Annotated in this window: 20 protein-coding genes; 7 read left to right on the forward strand and 13 right to left on the reverse strand. The window is 57.6% G+C overall.

Features of this window, described 5'->3' with window-relative positions; genetic code table 11:
- Window positions 1-165 precede the first annotated feature (165 nt).
- The 4 genes from ybfF (at window position 166) to fur (ending at window position 2,786) form a co-directional block, all read left to right on the forward strand.
- Window positions 166-939 carry an esterase gene (gene ybfF / locus KW828_RS03825; protein WP_218335044.1) on the forward strand — a complete coding sequence of 258 codons (774 nt, stop codon included), beginning with the start codon at window positions 166-168 and terminating at the stop codon, window positions 937-939.
- Between the two features lie 133 nt (window positions 940-1,072).
- Window positions 1,073-1,366, forward strand: a complete 294-nt coding sequence (gene ybfE, locus KW828_RS03830) for a LexA regulated protein (protein ID WP_088219970.1) — start codon at window positions 1,073-1,075, stop codon at window positions 1,364-1,366.
- A 150-nt stretch (window positions 1,367-1,516) separates the two neighbouring features.
- Window positions 1,517-2,047: a flavodoxin FldA gene (fldA, locus tag KW828_RS03835; protein WP_218335045.1), complete on the forward strand. Its 531-nt coding sequence runs from the start codon at window positions 1,517-1,519 to the stop codon at window positions 2,045-2,047.
- Between the two features lie 289 nt (window positions 2,048-2,336).
- Window positions 2,337-2,786, forward strand: coding sequence for a ferric iron uptake transcriptional regulator (fur, locus tag KW828_RS03840; RefSeq protein WP_218335046.1), 450 nt, complete (start codon window positions 2,337-2,339; stop codon window positions 2,784-2,786).
- 272 nt (window positions 2,787-3,058) lie between these two features.
- Here fur and KW828_RS03845 read toward each other — a convergent pair whose 3' ends face one another.
- Window positions 3,059-4,039, reverse strand: coding sequence for an MDR family oxidoreductase (locus tag KW828_RS03845; protein WP_218335047.1), 981 nt, complete (start codon window positions 4,037-4,039; stop codon window positions 3,059-3,061).
- Between the two features lie 273 nt (window positions 4,040-4,312).
- Between KW828_RS03845 and KW828_RS03850 the strand changes: the two genes are divergently transcribed.
- Both KW828_RS03850 and KW828_RS03855 read left to right on the forward strand, forming a co-directional pair.
- A complete protein-coding gene (locus KW828_RS03850) occupies window positions 4,313-5,209 on the forward strand; it encodes a winged helix-turn-helix domain-containing protein (RefSeq protein ID WP_218335048.1) in 897 nt (298 codons plus the stop codon).
- Window positions 5,187-5,663, forward strand: coding sequence for a hypothetical protein (locus KW828_RS03855; RefSeq protein WP_218335049.1), 477 nt, complete (start codon window positions 5,187-5,189; stop codon window positions 5,661-5,663). Before KW828_RS03850 ends, KW828_RS03855 begins: the two co-directional genes overlap by 23 nt.
- Here KW828_RS03855 and KW828_RS03860 read toward each other — a convergent pair.
- The 12 genes from KW828_RS03860 to flgB all read right to left on the reverse strand — a co-directional run bounded on the left by KW828_RS03860 (window position 5,660) and on the right by flgB (window position 15,490).
- On the reverse strand, window positions 5,660-6,643 hold the full coding sequence (locus tag KW828_RS03860) for a flagellar hook-associated protein (RefSeq protein ID WP_218335050.1): 984 nt from the start codon (window positions 6,641-6,643) through the stop codon (window positions 5,660-5,662). The genes KW828_RS03855 and KW828_RS03860 overlap by 4 nt on opposite strands.
- A gap of 23 nt (window positions 6,644-6,666) precedes the next feature.
- Window positions 6,667-7,590, reverse strand: a complete 924-nt coding sequence (flgL, locus tag KW828_RS03865) for a flagellar hook-associated protein FlgL (protein ID WP_218335051.1) — start codon at window positions 7,588-7,590, stop codon at window positions 6,667-6,669.
- Between the two features lie 19 nt (window positions 7,591-7,609).
- Window positions 7,610-8,983, reverse strand: a complete 1,374-nt coding sequence (gene flgK / locus KW828_RS03870) for a flagellar hook-associated protein FlgK (protein WP_218335052.1) — start codon at window positions 8,981-8,983, stop codon at window positions 7,610-7,612.
- 83 nt (window positions 8,984-9,066) lie between these two features.
- Window positions 9,067-9,375, reverse strand: coding sequence for a rod-binding protein (locus tag KW828_RS03875; protein WP_218335053.1), 309 nt, complete (start codon window positions 9,373-9,375; stop codon window positions 9,067-9,069).
- Complete coding sequence (locus KW828_RS03880) at window positions 9,376-10,455, reverse strand: flagellar basal body P-ring protein FlgI (RefSeq protein WP_305730771.1); 1,080 nt, start codon at window positions 10,453-10,455, stop codon at window positions 9,376-9,378.
- 58 nt (window positions 10,456-10,513) lie between these two features.
- Window positions 10,514-11,179 carry a flagellar basal body L-ring protein FlgH gene (gene flgH, locus KW828_RS03885; RefSeq protein ID WP_218335055.1) on the reverse strand — a complete coding sequence of 222 codons (666 nt, stop codon included), beginning with the start codon at window positions 11,177-11,179 and terminating at the stop codon, window positions 10,514-10,516.
- 50 nt (window positions 11,180-11,229) lie between these two features.
- On the reverse strand, window positions 11,230-12,015 hold the full coding sequence (gene flgG, locus KW828_RS03890) for a flagellar basal-body rod protein FlgG (protein WP_218335056.1): 786 nt from the start codon (window positions 12,013-12,015) through the stop codon (window positions 11,230-11,232).
- A gap of 24 nt (window positions 12,016-12,039) precedes the next feature.
- The gene (locus KW828_RS03895; protein ID WP_218335057.1) at window positions 12,040-12,777 is read right to left on the reverse strand and encodes a flagellar basal body rod protein FlgF; all 738 of its coding nucleotides are present in this window, start codon (window positions 12,775-12,777) and stop codon (window positions 12,040-12,042) included.
- A gap of 3 nt (window positions 12,778-12,780) precedes the next feature.
- A complete protein-coding gene (gene flgE / locus KW828_RS03900) occupies window positions 12,781-13,974 on the reverse strand; it encodes a flagellar hook protein FlgE (protein ID WP_218335058.1) in 1,194 nt (397 codons plus the stop codon).
- 33 nt (window positions 13,975-14,007) lie between these two features.
- A complete protein-coding gene (locus KW828_RS03905; protein WP_218335059.1) occupies window positions 14,008-14,712 on the reverse strand; it encodes a flagellar hook capping FlgD N-terminal domain-containing protein in 705 nt (234 codons plus the stop codon).
- Complete coding sequence (gene flgC / locus KW828_RS03910; RefSeq protein WP_218335060.1) at window positions 14,709-15,140, reverse strand: flagellar basal body rod protein FlgC; 432 nt, start codon at window positions 15,138-15,140, stop codon at window positions 14,709-14,711. Before flgC ends, KW828_RS03905 begins: the two co-directional genes overlap by 4 nt.
- A gap of 2 nt (window positions 15,141-15,142) precedes the next feature.
- Window positions 15,143-15,490: a flagellar basal body rod protein FlgB gene (gene flgB / locus KW828_RS03915; protein ID WP_218335061.1), complete on the reverse strand. Its 348-nt coding sequence runs from the start codon at window positions 15,488-15,490 to the stop codon at window positions 15,143-15,145.
- Window positions 15,491-15,583: 93 nt separating this feature from the next.
- Between flgB and flgA the strand changes: the two genes are divergently transcribed.
- Window positions 15,584-16,342 (forward strand): flagellar basal body P-ring formation chaperone FlgA, encoded by a 759-nt coding sequence (gene flgA, locus KW828_RS03920; protein WP_218335062.1) that lies wholly within the window; start codon window positions 15,584-15,586, stop codon window positions 16,340-16,342.
- Window positions 16,343-16,984 lie beyond the last annotated feature (642 nt).

Genomic DNA, 16,984 nt, shown 5'->3' on the forward strand with positions numbered 1-16,984 from the left:
CTTTTCTGAATACAAGTCATTGAGATTATAGGGTCAAATCTCAACAGCGGATAGCGGCCAGGCTTCTCTGACGCAAAAGTCAGATAAAGATGATCCCTTGCAGCCGGGCGGCAGAATGGTCAACATGATACCCTAACCTGAGAGAGCGAAAAAAAGAACTTTGCCATGAAATTGAATAGCCGCGCGCAAACTGCACAACAATCGCACAACAATTCTCCCATCGTCCTCGTTCACGGTCTATTTGGCAGCCTCGACAACCTCGGGGTGCTGGCCCGCGATCTGGTGACTGACCACGACGTCATTCAGGTTGATATGCGTAATCACGGGCTTTCCCCGCGTTCGCCGGAGATGACCTACCCGGCGATGGCGCAGGATCTGCTGGATACGCTGGACGACTTGCAGATCGAAAAAGCCACCTTTATCGGCCACTCGATGGGCGGAAAAGCCGTGATGGCGTTGACCGCGCTGGCGCCTGAGCGCATCAATCAACTGGTGGCGATTGATATTGCCCCGGTGGATTACCAGGTGCGCCGCCACGACGAGATTTTCACCGCCATTAATGCGGTGACACAGGCGCAGGTGAGCACGCGCCAGCAGGCCGCCGCCGTGATGCGCGAGCATCTGGATGAAGAAGGCGTGATCCAGTTTTTACTCAAATCCTGGGCCGACGGCGAGTGGCGATTTAACGTACCGGTGCTGTGGGATCAATACGAGAACATCGTCGGCTGGACCACCGTGCCGGCTTTCCATACACCGTCGCTGTTCATTCGTGGCGACAATTCTCCCTATGTCACCGATGCGTATCGCGATGCGCTGCTTGCGCAGTTCCCGCAGGCGCGGGCGCATGTGGTGGCCGGTGCCGGGCACTGGGTACATGCGGAAAAACCCGATGCCGTGCTGCGGGCGATCCGCCGCTACCTGACTGACCGCGCTCATTGATTAAAAACCCGGCGACCGAGCGCCACGATGCGCCCGGTCGTTGGCGTGCCCCTCTCCCTGATGTATGATGGCGCGCTTATTGCGCAGGGCCTCCACCAGGCAGCTTGTTTTTCCCCCGACGTCACTCAAAATCATGGCTAAAGAACAAACGGACCGCACGACACTCGATCTGTTCGCGAATGATCGTCGCCCAGGACGACCGAAAACGAATCCGCATTCGCGTGACGAACAGTTGCGCATTAATAAGCGGAATCAGCTGAAACGCGACAAGGTTCGTGGCCTTAAACGCGTCGAGTTAAAACTGAACGCGGACGCCGTCGAAGCCTTGAACGAACTGGCCGATGCCCGCGATATTAGCCGCAGCGAACTCATTGAGGAGCTGTTGCTGGCCCAGCTACAGCTGCTGCATCGCCAGGGGATAGTCTGAAAATCCCGCTGAAAATGACTTTCATGTAGCACAGAGTGCAGTCTGAGGCGTTTGCTGTTTCCGCGTCCTTCTCAGTTCTGCTATGATTGCCCTTATCCGTGGGCATTGCGCCACCACCATATCATTAAGTTTCAAGAGGTTATTTTACTCATGGCAATCACAGGCATTTTTTTCGGCAGCGACACGGGTAATACCGAAAATATCGCGAAGATGATCCAAAAGCAGCTTGGTAAAGATATTGCGGACGTGCATGACATCGCCAAGAGCAGCAAAGAAGACCTCGAAGGTTACGACATTCTGCTGCTGGGTATTCCTACCTGGTATTATGGTGAAGCGCAGTGTGACTGGGATGATTTCTTCCCGACGCTGGAAGAAGTCGATTTCAACGGCAAATTAGTTGCCCTCTTCGGCTGTGGCGATCAGGAAGACTACGCAGAATATTTCTGTGACGCGCTGGGTACCATTCGCGACATCATTGAGCCGCGTGGCGCAACCATCGTCGGCCACTGGCCAACCGCTGGCTACCATTTTGAAGCTTCAAAAGGTCTGGCAGATGACGACCACTTTGTCGGTCTGGCCATCGATGAAGACCGTCAGCCGGAACAGACCGCTGAGCGCGTTGAAAAATGGGTGAAACAGATTTCTGAAGAACTTCATTTAGATGAGATCGTCAACGCCTGATTTTTGTGCGGCGTAAGCTGTTGGCTGCGCCGCATTAATAGATAATACCAATCGAAATAATTGCTACAATTTTTTAACTTTTTCACGCTTACCTGTACAATATCCCCTGTTCGAAGATGACCGCATTACGGGTTTGTTAGTGATACCACGTTTTATACGCATACTTTGCTTGAGGACTTGCAGTTTTCATTTAGACATGGCAGTTCTATAATGATACGCATTGCCTCAACGTCACTCTCATTAACTTCCATTTTGGAAGTGAATCGTTTAGCTACAGGACAGATTCCGCATGACTGACAATAACACCGCACTAAAGAAGGCTGGCCTGAAAGTCACGCTTCCTCGGTTAAAGATCCTTGAAGTATTGCAGGGACCTGACAACCACCATGTCAGTGCGGAAGATTTATACAAACGACTGATCGACATGGGCGAAGAAATTGGCCTGGCGACGGTCTACCGTGTGCTTAACCAGTTCGATGACGCCGGCATTGTGACCCGTCATAATTTCGAAGGCGGTAAATCCGTTTTTGAACTGACACAGCAGCATCATCACGATCACCTGATCTGTCTTGACTGTGGCAAGGTTATTGAATTCAGCGATGATTCCATTGAATTACGCCAGCGTGAGATCGCGGCGCAGCATGGCATCCGTCTGACTAACCATAGCCTTTATCTCTACGGCCACTGCGCCGCAGGTGATTGCCGCGAAGACGACACCGCGCACGATATTCGCAAGTAACGGTTTATTTGCCGGGTGGCGCTCACGCTTACCCGGCCTACCCAACGTCTTCAGGCCCGCCAGTTTCAAATCTCGATCAACCCACGCCCACGGATTACTCGCCAGACGTAGCATCACCCGTTAACCGTAGGCCCGGCAAGCCTGCGCCGCCGGGCAACGCCACCAGATTTAAATCTCGATCAACCCACGCCCACGGATTTACGCGCCAGACGTAGCATCGTCCGCTAACCGTAGGCCCGGCAAGCCTGCGCCGCCGGGCAACGCCACCAGATTTAAATCTTGATCACCGCACGGCCACGGATCTGTCCGTTCAGCAGTTTTTCCGCCACCCCAATCGCCTCATTCAGCGGATAGACGGCGCTCAGTTTTTCCAGCGCCGCAGGCGTTAAATACTGGCAGGCTTTCTCCCAGATCGCCGGGCGTTTTGCGCTGCTGACCATCACACTGTCGATACCGCGCAACGTAACCCCGCGCAGGATGAACGGTGCGACGGTTGCTGGCAGATCCATGCCCTGCGCCATCCCGCACGCCGCCACGATGCCGTCATAACGCACGCTCGCGCAGACATTGCTCAGCGTATGGCTGCCGACGGTATCAATCGCCGCCACCCAACGCTCTTTCTGCAACGGTTTACCCGGCGCGCTCAGTTCATCACGGTTAATGATGTCGCTGGCACCCAGCTGTTCACGCATCCACCCGGCTTCCTGGGGACGCCCGGTCGACGCCACTACCTGATACCCCATCGCGGCCAGAATGATCACCGCACAGCTGCCGACGCCGCCGCCCGCCCCGGTCACCAGCACCGGGCCATCTTCCGGCTTCACGCCGTGATCAAGCACCGCCTGCACGCACAGCATGGCGGTAAAACCCGCCGTACCGATGGCCATCACCTGTTTAGCATCCGCGCCCGCGGGCATTTTGGTCAGCCATTCGCTTTTCACCCGCGCCTTGCCTGCCAGCCCGCCCCAGTGACGCTCACCCACGCCCCAGCCGGTCAGCAGCACGCGGTCGCCCACCGCGTAGTCGGCGCTGTCGCTTGCCATCACGGTGCCGGCGAAATCGATGCCCGGCACCATCGGGAACTGGCGCACAATCGGGCCGCGACCGGTGATCGCCAGCGCATCTTTATAGTTAATAGAGGAATATTCCACCGCGACGGTCACGTCTCCTTCCGGCAACGCCTGTTCGTCCAGCGCCACCAGAGATGCCGTATAGTGTCCTTCCGGTTTATCAATCTGAATCGCTTTAAACATAATGGCCTCATTGCATTAATCAAACTTGCCCGTAGTGACGGTCCTCACAGACCATTCATCTACAATTATCAGCGACGTTAATCTTCACAGGCGCTGACGGCAAGCTTTATCAATCCGTTAGCCTGGAAATTAATTAATTATTAATTCATTAGCTGAGACTATTCTTAGATTGATGGGGTAATGATCATTCGCTACATTACCCTCCCAGTGGCGTAGCGGAACTCATATTGTGAAAAATAAATTAATACTCAGCAACTTATTAACAAATCACTTATGCAGATAATCATTAATAACTGGAAGGTCGAGCCATCCTTAAACGGCCTCGTACACCAGGAAACGGGAGAGATCCGTCGCCTGGGTGAATTCCATTTTGTGATGCTCGAAACGCTGGTCAATCATGCCGGGGAAGTGGTGTCGCGTGATTTTTTGATGAGAGAAGTGTGGAAGAATCGCGTCGTCGGAAATAACAGCCTGTTGACGGCCGTATATGCCCTGCGCGTCGCGCTGGGCGATGATGGCCGGGTGCAGGAGATCATCAAAACCATCCCCAAAAAAGGCTATCTGCTGAATAAAGACTTTCTTGTCCAGTTGCCGGATGCACCGTCGGATGCCGTGCAACCCCTTCCCCTGCCTGATACGCCGCCGGTTATCACCCCGAAAGAAACCCCGCAGGACAGCGCCCCTGCCGCCCCGCTAAACCGGGCGAAAGGGCGACATAAAAAGTGGTTTATCGCCCTCGCCACGCTTTTACTGCTGATGGGTGCAGGCCTGCTCTGGCAGCAATATCATATGGGTCAGACAATACCTGGGTCGCTGGATAAATCACGTTTATCGATTACAGAAGAGCTGTCGCCGCAAAACGATAAAATAAGTGTTTTCCGCCTGGTTCGCACCGGCGTGAATACCTCGAATCAGATATTGTCGTCCCATATTGCGGAGTCGCTCGACAGCATTAATACGCTGCTCACTGAGCATCAGTCACATCTGACGATTTATTATTATGGCGCGGTACAAAAAATGTCGGTGATCCTGCTGGTGCAAAATCAGTGCGGTAAAGAGTATCAGTTGTTAATGGAAATATTCAGTTGGCAACACGATGTTAAAAAATTAGGTCAGTTAATTCATCAGGAAACGGAGCGCACTCTTAATGACATGCCTGTCTGCCCGTAATATTGCCGTAGCACTGTTACTGCTCTGCGTAAATGCCGTTGCCGCGCCGACGGCACCGGTCGTTGGACGCACTCAGCTGGGCCTCTACGATCTGGCGAGGGAAAGTCAGGCAGTGTACGACCTCACCATGACGGCGGCTGAAGACGGCACCCACATCGACCTGACGCGGGCAGACGACCCGTCATTTGCTTTACAGCTGCAGCTTATCGCCTGCGCGTTACCGGACGGGATAAATAATGATGAAGGGTTACTGCGCGTCCAGAATACGCATGTTCGCGGAACGGATCCCCTGTTGCTTCCGGCGCTGGAGTTTATCAGCGCCAGCGATCTGCTCAGCGTCAACGTGCCGCTGCCGGACGGACGTCATCTGTTGTTCAATCATGACAGCACCACGCTGCTGATCGCCGATCGCGCCCTGCTGCAAAACAACGGGCAGCCCTGCCCGAAACGTTAATCCAGCAGGCTGCGCACCGTCAGTTTTGACAGATTCGCCTGACCGTTAATCGCCTGGGCCAGCACATCATAATTGTGGCTGGCCTCATCCAGGGTGCCCGCCAGCCGGGCAGAGGCGTCCACCGCGCTCTGTGACTGCGCAAAACGCGACATATCATCAATACGCTGACGAACTTTTTCCTGCTGCGCCGCCAGTTGCTGCCGCTGCCCGCTTATCTGGCTAAGCGTCTCCTGCACCACGCGCTGCGTCTGCTGACCGGTGGTCAGCGCCGTGGCGAGGGTATCGGCCTGCGCCGGATGTGCGGTCACTGACATCGCGATCTTCTGCCCCGCGCCGTCCCGCTGCACAGTGAAGCTGCTTTGCAACTGCGCCCAGTGCTGCTCGCTGGTAATAAAACCCTCCTGCCCTTTTAGCGGCTGCACCCCGACGCGGCGTAGCGCGGTGCTGATTTTCGTCGCCGCCTGCCCGGCATCGGCCTCTTCATCGATATTCAGCCCGGAGAGCATCGTTTTACGTCCGTTTTGCACGCTGAACAGCAGTTTCTGCGGGCCGCCCGCCGCCAGCGCCTGGCTCAGTTGCGGTGCCTGAAAGCTCACCTGCGCCTGCCCCTGCAACACCGGTTGCAACTGTCGGTCTACCGCGCCGCCGCTCAGGGCCAGACGCTTATCCAGCAGGGACTGCACGGTTGCGGCGGGATCCTCGCTGCTCGCCGCGTCCCGCCGCCCGGCATGGCGATAATCCACCAGCGCGCGCTCCAGTTGCCCCAGCCAGTGATCGGCCTGCTGTAACGTGGTGAGCTGATCGTTAAGCTGTACGCTGTAACGCTGGGGGCGCGTGGCGATCAGCGGTGACGCCGGATATTCACCGACGGCGGCTTTATCGCCGACGGGCGCGGTACGCTCGACGCCGGGCTGGCGAACGGTGGGCGACACCAGCCCGGCGGAGGTGGAACGTGTAGAAGTCTGTAAACCAACCTGCATGATGATCCTGGGACGACAATAAGTTAGATGACGCTAAAAAGACTCAGCTCACTCACTTTGGAGTAAGTTTTCATGGTCGCTTCCATCGCCATTTCCAGTCCGGTGAAGGTAATGCTGGCCGGGCCATAATCCAGATCGCCCAGTTGCCCAATCAGATCGGCATTAGAATCCGCAACGCCGGTCTGCGCCTCGCTCAACATGCTCATGGTATTTTGCCGCTCGCCGAGGCTGGCGATGGCGCTGTTAAGCGAATCGGCACTGTTATCAATCAGGTTGATGGCGCGGGTCATTTCATCCTGCATCGCCACCGGATCGACGGCCGGATCCTGCATCGCTTTGGCAAGATCATCCAGCGTGTTAAACATCTCCAGCCCCTGACCGAAAATCTCGCCCACCGACACATTGGTGTCCATGACCACGCCGTTTGATACCGTGGCGGTGCGGTGATTCATGTTGCCGTGGTAGACATACTCATCGCCTTCCCCGTCGCCGTCGGTGTCGTCATAGCTGATGGGCGGCGTGTCATTGATGGTGCCGCCGAAAATATAATGGCCGTCCTCATCCTGATAGTTGAGCGCCGCCACCATCGATTCGGTCATTGACTGGATCTCCTGGCCGTAGCTGGCCAGCGATTCCGCGGTATTGGTGCCGTTCGCCGCTTCCAGCAAATCGTCGCGGATCGCCAGCATACTGTTGTTAACGCCGTCGAGAACGCTCTCCTGCTGGCTCATGCTGGATGAGACAGTGTTGATATTGCTCTGATACTGCTCAATGGCGCTCTGCTGGCGATCGAGCTGGGTGATCCGCGCCGCGGCAATGGGATCGTCCGATGGCAAAAGAATGCGTTGCCCGGTCGCCATCTGCGTCACCACATGTTCCATCTGCGCCGACAGGTTCGTGAAGCGGGTGGTCATGGTGCTGTAGGATTGTTGAGTGCTTACGCGCATGGGTCTGTTTTCCGGTTAATCAGAAGATTTCCAGCATGGAATCAAAAATTTCCGCGCCGGTAGAAATCACTTTCAGGTTGGCCTGATAAATCTGCGTATAGGTGATGAGATTGACGGCTTCTTCGTCCATGCTCACCCCGCTGACGCTCATCTGCTGGTTTTGCGCTTCGTTGTAGACGTTGCTGGCAGATTGCGCTTCCGTCTGATTCTGGCGGCTGTAAATGCCGATATTGCTGATCAGCGTCGAACAGGCATTGCCGACGGTGACGCAGCCGAGGCCGGCAATGTCCATCGGCTCGGTCGAAATATCGATCAGCGCCTGTAAGTTATCGCTGTTGCCGGATTCGTCCGGGGAACTAGAGAACGCCAGCTCGTCCTCCGTGATGTCCGGGTTCACCAGCAGCGGGCCGTCGGGGCTGGTGGGATCGTAAATAAACAGCGGCGCGCCAGGGTTGCCGTTGAGATCGTAGCCCGCCGCCAGCTGGCCGTTGACCGCGTTCGTAAACTGTTCAGCGATGCTGTTAATTGAGGCGGTCATTGGATCCAGCACGTCACTCTGGTAGGTAAACAGCGCCCCCAGCGAGCCGCCGGTCTCTTCGCTCATGGTGTAGGTGGTGCCCGCAAAGCTCAGTTCCATGCTGGGGGAGCCATCGGCAGTGCTGCTCATGGCGATGGTCGAATAGTCCTGACCGCTGACCAGCGGCTGGCCATTCGGCAGGGAAATATTGTAATTACCCCGGTCGTCGATCTGCACCTGCACATCCACCATGCCGCTTAACTGCTGCACCATCTGATCGCGGGCGTCGTACAGCGCCGCAGCGTTATCGCCGTTGGCTTCCGCTTCGGCGATCTGCTGGTTATAGCCAGCGATACCGGCGGTCAGGCTGTTGATCTGCGAAATGGTCGCCTGCTCCTGGCTGACCAGTTCATCGCTCTGGGACTGGATGTAGTCGCAGGTATTGTTAAAACGCAGCGCCAGCGCACTGGATTCGCTGATCACCTGCTGGCGCAGGGCGGAGTCGTCCGGGTTGGCCGACGCCTCATTGAGCGCGGCAAAAAAGTTATCAAAACCGGCACTCAGGCTACTGTTGGGATCGCTTAACACGGTTTCCAGCTGCGTCAGATACTGCTGCTGGGTGCTGTAAAAGCCGTTGTCGCTGGCGGCATACCACACCTGATTCACCAGATACTGATTCGAGACGCGGCAGATGCTGTCCACCTGTACACCGTTGCCCGCGCTGTTGGCCGCCCCGCCACTCGCGCCGATGGTGCTGGTCATCGCCATCTGCCGGGTATAGCCCGGCGTCATGGCGTTGGCCGTATTCTGCGCCGTGACGTTCAGCTGCACCTGGGCGGCAGACGCCCCGCTGTAACCAATATTAATCATGTCCATCTGGTACTCCTCGTCGGGTCAGGCCCGGCTAAAAAATTCACCTTTGAGAGGTAAAGCGACCGGGCCGCGCCGTTTCTTAAACGTTAATCGTGATGCGGTGTCGACAACTGCCTGACCAGCATTTCGGCGATGCCGATCCCCTGGTGTTTCGTCAGCTCATCGCACAGGGCGTCGTCGTAAAAACCCTGCATCATGCGTACCGACTCGCTGTTAAACGGATTGTCTTTCGAATCGAACAGTTCATTCACTTTGCGCATCTCTTTCATCAGGCTGCGCATGAAAATCGCCTCAAACTGCGATGCCGCTTTTTGCACATCACTGGCGCGCACGGCGGCGGCATCCGGTTTTTCGGGGGTCCGTAGCGCCCCGCTTAACGCGGCGAGTTTATTCATTTAGATCACCTCCAGATCGGCATCCAGCGCCCCGGCTTCATGCAGCGCCTGCAAAATCGACATCACATCGTCCGGCGACGCGCCGAGGCCATTAAGCACGCTGACCAGCGTTTTCAGACTGGTGGACTCCGGCAGGGCGATCATCTGTGGACGCGCATGATCAACATTCACATTGCTGTCCGGCGATGCCACGGTGCGGCCACCGCCAAAGGCGTTCGGCTGGCTGACGCGGGTGGTTTCGGAAATCGACACCGTGAGATTTCCGTGAGACACCGCCGCCGCATGCAGCGCCACGCCGTCACCCATCACCACTGTGCCGGTACGGGCGTTAAACACCACTTTGGCGCGCACCCGCTCCGCCTGCACCTGCACATCTTCCAGCTGCGACATAAACGCCACCCGCGAACCGGCATCGGTAGGGGCGATGACTTCAACGTTAGTGGAGCTTTTCGCCGTCGCCCGACCGCCGCCAAAGGCGTTATTGATCGCCGCAGCAATGTTATTGGCATCTTTAAAGCTTGGCCGCTTGAGGTTGAGCATCACCGCATTGCTCATGCCGAAATCACTGGGGATTTCCCGCTCCACCGAGGCGCCGTTCGGGATGCGCCCGCTGGTCGGCGTATTGACCGTAACGCTGGATCCGCTGGCCCCGCTGGCGTTCATGCCGCCGACCACCACGCTGCCCTGCGCCAGCGCATACACCTCGCCGTCCGCGCCGTGCAGCTGCGTCAGTAGCAGCGTGCCACCGCGCAGGCTTTTTGCATCGCCAATAGACGACACCGTGACATCAATATTCTGCCCGCGCGCATACATCGGCGGCAGCGTGGCGCTGACCGCCACGGCGGCGACGTTTTTCACCTTTGGATCGATTTTCGACGGCAGCTGCACGCCGAACTGGCGCAGCATATTGGTGATGGTTTGATTGGTGAACTTCACCTGATTTTTATCGCCGGTGCCGTCAAGACCCACCACCAGGCTATAGCCGATAAGCTGGTTGCCGCGCACGCCCTGAATATCCACCAGCGACTCCAGCGACTGGGCCTGCGCGGTAAACCGCGCCAGCAACAGGGCGATCAGCAGTAAAGCGCGACCATAAAAACGGCCACGTCCTGTAAAACAATGCATAAAAAACTCCGGGTTACAGCGGGAACAGGGGGTGGTTGAACAGCCGCGTCAGCCAGCCTGCGGCATTGGCATCGCTGAGCGCCCCGCGCCCGGCGTAGGAAATGCGTGCGTTGCCAATACGCTGTGAGGACACGGTGTTGTCGTTCTGCACATCGTCGGCACGCACCAGACCGCTGAGGCGGATATATTCATCGCCCTGATTGAGGGTGAGCCACTTCTCGCCGCGGATCTCCATCACGCCATTTGGCAAAACCTGATGAACCGACACGGTGATCGAACCGTGCAGACTGTTTTGCTGCTGCGAACTGGCTCCGCCGTCAAAGCTACGGTCAGCGTCAGCAGAGGTTTCCAGATTGTCTTTGGTTTTGCCAAAAATCGTGGGGGCGGCCATGTTAATACTGCTGCTTTTGTCGAAATTAGTTTTCGCCTGTTTGCTCGACTGGGTGGATTCGTCGAGGATCACCGTCAGAATATCGCCCACCCGATAGGCGCGCCGATCGGCGGTCAGCGACCAGTTATACCCCGCCTGAAACACCCCACCCGCGCGCCCTTCCGGCGTCGGAGGCGCTGCCGCGGTGGGCGGCGCAAACGCGGCATCGTCTTTATTGACCAGCATCGCCTGCGACTCGCAGCCGCTTAACAGCGGCAATGCCATGATTAACCACAAATATTTTTTCACTGTCTTTCCTGTTACTTCACTCTGGCCGCGCGGTACGCGGCCCGTTAGCCCTACAAGTTCTGATTGATGTACTGCAACATCTCATCGGCGGCGGTGACCATTTTGGCGTTCATCTCATAGGCGCGCTGTACGGTGATCATCGCCACCATTTCGTTAACGATGTCGACGTTGGAGCCTTCCAGCGCCCCGGCTTTCAGCGTGCCGAGCGCCTCTTCTCCCGGCGTGCCCTCCGTCGGCTGACCGCTGGCGGCGGTTTCCAGATAGAGGTTGTCCCCTTCCGCCATCAGCCCCGCCGGATTGGTGAAATTCACCAGCGTGATCTGCCCAAGCTCGGTGGCTTCGGCGTCCCCCGGCATCATCGCCATCACCGTGCCGTCTTCGGCGATGGTGATGTCAGTGGCATTGGCGGGCACGTCGATTTCCGGCTGGATCGGCAGCCCCTGCGCGTTGGTCAGCACGCCGTCGGCGTTAACCTGCAAATTACCGTCGCGGCTGTAGGCGCTGTCGCCGTTGGCTTTCTGCACCTGGAAAAATCCCTGCCCCATAATGGCGACGTCCAGCGGGTTTTCCGTGGTCTGAATATTGCCTTCGGTGAAGGTTTTCTGCGTGCCGACCACGCGCACGCCGCTGCCGAACTGAATACCCGTCGGCGCAACGTTGTTCTGATCGAGCATCGCCCCCGGCGCGCGCTGATTCTGATAGAACAGATCCTGAAACATCACCCGGTCGCGCTTAAACCCGTTGGTGTTAACGTTGGCAATGTTGTTGGCGATAGCGCTCATTTCGGCGTCTTCCGCCGACAGACCGGTTTTACTGATCCATAAAGCTGCGTTCATTTTTTATCCTGATTACGCGGCCCCTCAGGAGCCACGGAGTAAACGGTTGCCGGATTCGCTCAGTTCTTCCGCCGCCTTCATCATTTTGATTTGCGCTTCGAACTGACGGTTTAACGACACGGAAGCCAGCATTTCCGAGATAGCGGAGACATTACTGCCCTCCAGAAAGCCGCCGCTGACCTTGATGTTTTCATCAGGCGCCGCAGGCTGGCCGTCGCGGGTGATCATCATGCCGCGCGCGTTCTTGCTGAGGTTGTTTTGCGCAATCGTCACCAGCTTCAGACGGTCAATATCCATGGTGGCGGTGACATCGCCATCGTCCGGGGTGATCGACAAGGTGCCGTCGCTGCCAAACGACGCCATGGCATTCGGCGGCAGCACAATCGGGCCGCCATCGCCGAGCACCGGATGCCCGTCGATGGTCAGTTCCCCCTGATCGTTCTGCTGAATATTGCCGTTGCGGGTGTAAACCTCCTGGCCGTCGTCATCCAGTACGGCGATAAACCCCTCGCCCTGAATAGCCACGTCCAGCGGTCGCCCGGTTTCCTGCGCATCGGCGGTGGCGCTGTTTACCCCGCCTGCCGTCTCCTCGCTCAGCACCCGCGTGGCAAAGCCACCACCGGTGACCGGCAGGCTTTGCGACAGCTCCAGATCGGCGCGAAAACCGTTGGTGTTGGCGTTTGCCAGGTTATTGGCGCTGATCTGCTGCCCCTGCAACGCATGGGTTGCTCCGCTCATGGCGGTGAAAAGTAAACGGTCCATGTCTTACATCGCCTGGAACAGCGCCTGATCCAGCTGGGTGCTGGTGGAGATCACTTTGGTGTTGGCCTGGTAATTACGCTGCGCCGACATCAGTGCCACCAGCTCGCTGGTAATGTCGACGTTAGAGTTTTCCAGCATCCCGGTGCTCAGAGTGCCGCAGGCGCCGGAGCCGGGAACGCCGAGCAGTGGCGTGCCGGACTCGCCGGTCTGTACCCAGGAGGTGCCGCTGACGGCTTCCAGCCCGTCTTCATTCGGGAAGGTCGCCAGCACCACCTGCCCCTGCAACATGCGCTCGCCGTTACTGTAGGTGGCGTAAACTTTGCCGTCGCTGTCCACCTGCACGCCGTTCTGTTCCGCCGAGGCGTAACCGTTGGCGCTGTTGGTGCTGACCGCAAATTCTGAGCCGAACTGGGTGCAACTGCTGTAATCCATCGTCATGGTGAGCGGATCGGCCCCCGGCACGTCAAAGCTCAGATCCACCGGCGTGGTCGGGCTGGTGAGCTGACCGGCGCTGTCAAAGGCCAGCTCGGTGGTGGTGCTTTGCGTTTCACCATCAAAGCTGTAATGCACCTGCCAGGTGTTATCGGCGGTTTTGGTGAAGTACTGGCTGACGGTGTGCTCGTTACCGAGCGAGTCATAGACCGTGGTGGTGTAAGTGTCGTTGTAAGACGCGGCATTGGTGGCATCGAACGGCATCGCGGCGGTGTCGATAGCCTCGTCGCTGGCGTCAAAGTTCGCGCCAAAACTCACGCCATCGGTGGCTTTCGCCGGAATATTGCCGGTCTGGATCTGCAAATCCGTCACGCTACCGGTTTGCAGCGTACCGCTGTCGTCAACCGGATAGCCCTGCAAATAGTCGCCGGAGGTGTTAACAAGGTAACCGTCTTTATCGGTGGTAAATGAACCGGCACGGGTATAGCAGACGTTGCCCGCGCTGTCGCAGGTGACGAAGAAGCCATCATTGTTGATCGCCAGATCCAGCGCGTTGCCGGTGGTGACCATCGAGCCACCACGGGAAATGCTCTGCGCGGTACCGCTGACGCTGACGCCCATCGCCTGGCTGCCGGCATACATGGCCGAAAACTCGGTGGTCATCGATTTGTAGCCTACCGTACCGGCGTTGGCGATATTGTTACTGATGCCGTCCAGCTGTTCGTTAACCGCGTTCAGGCCGGTCGCTGCAATTTCGTAACTCATAAAATAGTCCTGTGATCCTTGTAATCATTAAAATCAAACGTTGTCAGCAGGCGCGCTATCATCGTGCACGCCGAACTGGCTGATCATGGTGAACGGCACTTCGCCAATCCCCGCGACGTTGAGCACCGGGGTACTGCCATCGAGCGGAATACGCACATCGTTAACCACGCCCGCCACTTCAACCGGCACTTCTTCTTCGCCGGTATTGGTGACCACAGATACCTCGTAATCACCGGGCGGAATGTCGTAATCTGCCGGATCAATATCAAAGCTCACCTGACCTGGCGACTGCGTACCCAGCGGCACCACGTAGTCATTCCCCACGTCGTCGGTGAAGTGCAGATCAACGGTGGTACAGGCGTCATCAATGGTGACGCGGCCATGAATGGCGTTGTCGTCGACGCTGATGGTGGAGGTCTGCACCATGATCGGATCGCCCACCAGATTGCCGAGCGCCATCACCTGGATATTGCTCATCAGCACTGAATTGGTGTTCATCTGTACCGACATCTCTTCCGACATCGCCACCTGCGCCATCGACGACAACTGGGTGATGTATTCGGTCGGATCGGTCGGGCTTGTCGGATCCTGGTTCTGGATCTCCGCCACCAGCAGGGTCAGAAAGGTGTCGGACATGGAGGTGCTGGTCGACGTCGTGGTGGCTGGCGCGCTGACCGTATTGCTGGCGCTGACCGGCGGGGCGCTGTTTACCGCACTGTTTACCGCAGGCGTACTCATGCGTTTTCTCCCAGTCGCAGCAGGCTTTGCTGCATGCTTTTCACGTTATTGAGCACATCGACGTTGGTTTCAAAATCCCGCGACGCCGACATCATGTCTGCCATCTGTTCGACGACGTTGACGTCCGGATACCAGACGTAGCCGTCGCCGTCTGCCAGCGGATGATGCGGCTCATAGCGGCGTACCGCCGTGCCGGTTTCCACCACGTCTTCCAGCCGCACGCTGGCACCGGTCATCTCATGATGCCCTGCCGCCAGCTGGCTGTTGTGGTAGACCGCCGCAAACACCGGGCTGCGGGCTTTGTAGGTTGCAGCCTCGCTGGCGGCGGGTGATTCGGCGTTGGCGATGTTGCTGGCGACGGTATTCAGACGCACCGTCTGGGCGCTCATCGCGGAACCCGAAATCTGATAAATGTCAGCAAAAGACATGTTTACTTCCCTTCAATAGCGGCTTTCAGGCCGCTGATTTGCAGATTTAAAAAGGTCAGGCTGCTCTGATAATCCATACTGTTTTGCGAAAACCGCGCCTGCTCCGCGTCCAGATCGACGGTATTACCGTCCTGGCTCGGTTGCAGGGGCACGCGGTACATCGCCACCGCCCTTTCCGAAGGTTGGTGAAAATTTGCCCGTTGCATCTCGGCGGCAAAATCAATATCTTTAGCCTTGAAATTTGGCGTATCCACGTTTGCCAGGTTGGCGGTGATTAGCTCGGTCCTCTCAAGACGTAACGCCACTGCCTGCGGATGTACTCCAAACGCTTGCTGAAAACTGATCCCCATTCTTCTGCAACACTCCTTCAATAAATTCTGACGTGCTGGCCCTTTAAGCAATTGGCGTGCCAGTTTTTTAACTTATTGAAAGGTAGAGTTTTTATGAAGAATGATCGGTCACACCGGAAAGCCCTTTTCCGCCCTGCTTTTCCGCTGGCGGAAACCCTCGCGGTCACGTTATTGCTGCTGGCTTTTCCCGCATGCGCGGCGAAAACCGACAGCGCGCGCCAGCAAATCAACACGGGTGTGCTTAAACTTGCCGATCGGGCGGTAGAGGCGCAGGCCGCGCAGCGGCAGTGGCCCGATGTCCACTCCCATTTCACGGTTTTCATGCCCGCCGCCGTCGCCAGCGCCGCCCCCTGCCCACAAACCCCCGTCTTTACCGCCAGCGCGAAAACGCTGCCACGGCTCGGCTACAGCGTGCAGTGCCCCGCCGCCGGAGGCTGGCGCTTTACCGTCACCGTAAAAGCGGATGTATATGTGCCGGTGGTGATGCCCGCGCGGGATATTGAACGTGGCGAGGCGATCACCGCCGAGGCGCTGGTGCTGAAAAAATTCAATATCAGCAATCAGCGCGGCGACGTGGCGCTGAAAACAGATGAGGTGATCGGACTGACTGCCCGCCGGACGTTGCGGGCGTATGCGCCGGTGAAAGCGAACGATGTGGTGCGTCCGTTGTGGGTGAAGCGGGATCAGGCGGTGACGCTGGTGTCGCGCAACGGGGAGATCAGTGCGCAGACCAGTGGGCTGGCGCTGAAAAACGGGCATCAGGGCGAGGTGATTAAGGTGCAGAATGCGAGCAGTCAGCGGGTGGTGAGTGCGACGGTGGAGGCACCAGGGGTGGTGGTGGCGGTGCAGTAGCATTGGTTTTTATTTGTGCGGTGGTAAGTTCCGTTCACTTTGGGTTTCGCGTCAGGCGTGACGCCACTGACGGTGAACGTGCTAAGGGAGCCGCCGCGGCCCCCTTAGCAATCCCCGCGGCCCCGCAAAGAAACCGGTGCTGCGCACTGCGCTCCCCTCCCGCCCGTCTGCCCGCGGTCGGCTCGATTCGGCCTCCTGCCTCATGTCGCCTCTGGCCGCCATCCATGGCGGCCAGCCCTTGTCATCCGGCCTCCGGCTCGCCGGTTTCAGCGGGGACTCAACCCCTCGCGTTAATTACGATGACGGTTTGTTACGACTGAGTGGCTTTAGTTTTTTATGAACTTACAGGAACCTGTGAGTGGTGTTTTTTTAGAAATCTGGAAGTGTGTGGGGGTCGGCTGAAAATCGCTGAGGCGTTCACTTACGGCCGGGGCAGCCCGCATGGATGCGGGCTGAGGGCGCGAGTTGCAGGGACGCTGCATCGCGCCCGACCCGAAGCCGGAAGGGATAAGCCGAAGGCACCGCGCAGCGGCGATTTTCTTGCCGGAAGCCCGGGGGTGCAGGGGGCGGCGGCGACTGGCCGCCCCCTGCGCGCTCTGTGCCCAGGAAGCTAACGTTATTCCGCAACGTTAATAAGAGCGC

Origin of the sequence: Enterobacter sp. ENT03 (genome assembly GCF_019218745.1) — a bacterium.
Classification (GTDB): Bacteria; Pseudomonadota; Gammaproteobacteria; order Enterobacterales; family Enterobacteriaceae; genus Enterobacter_D.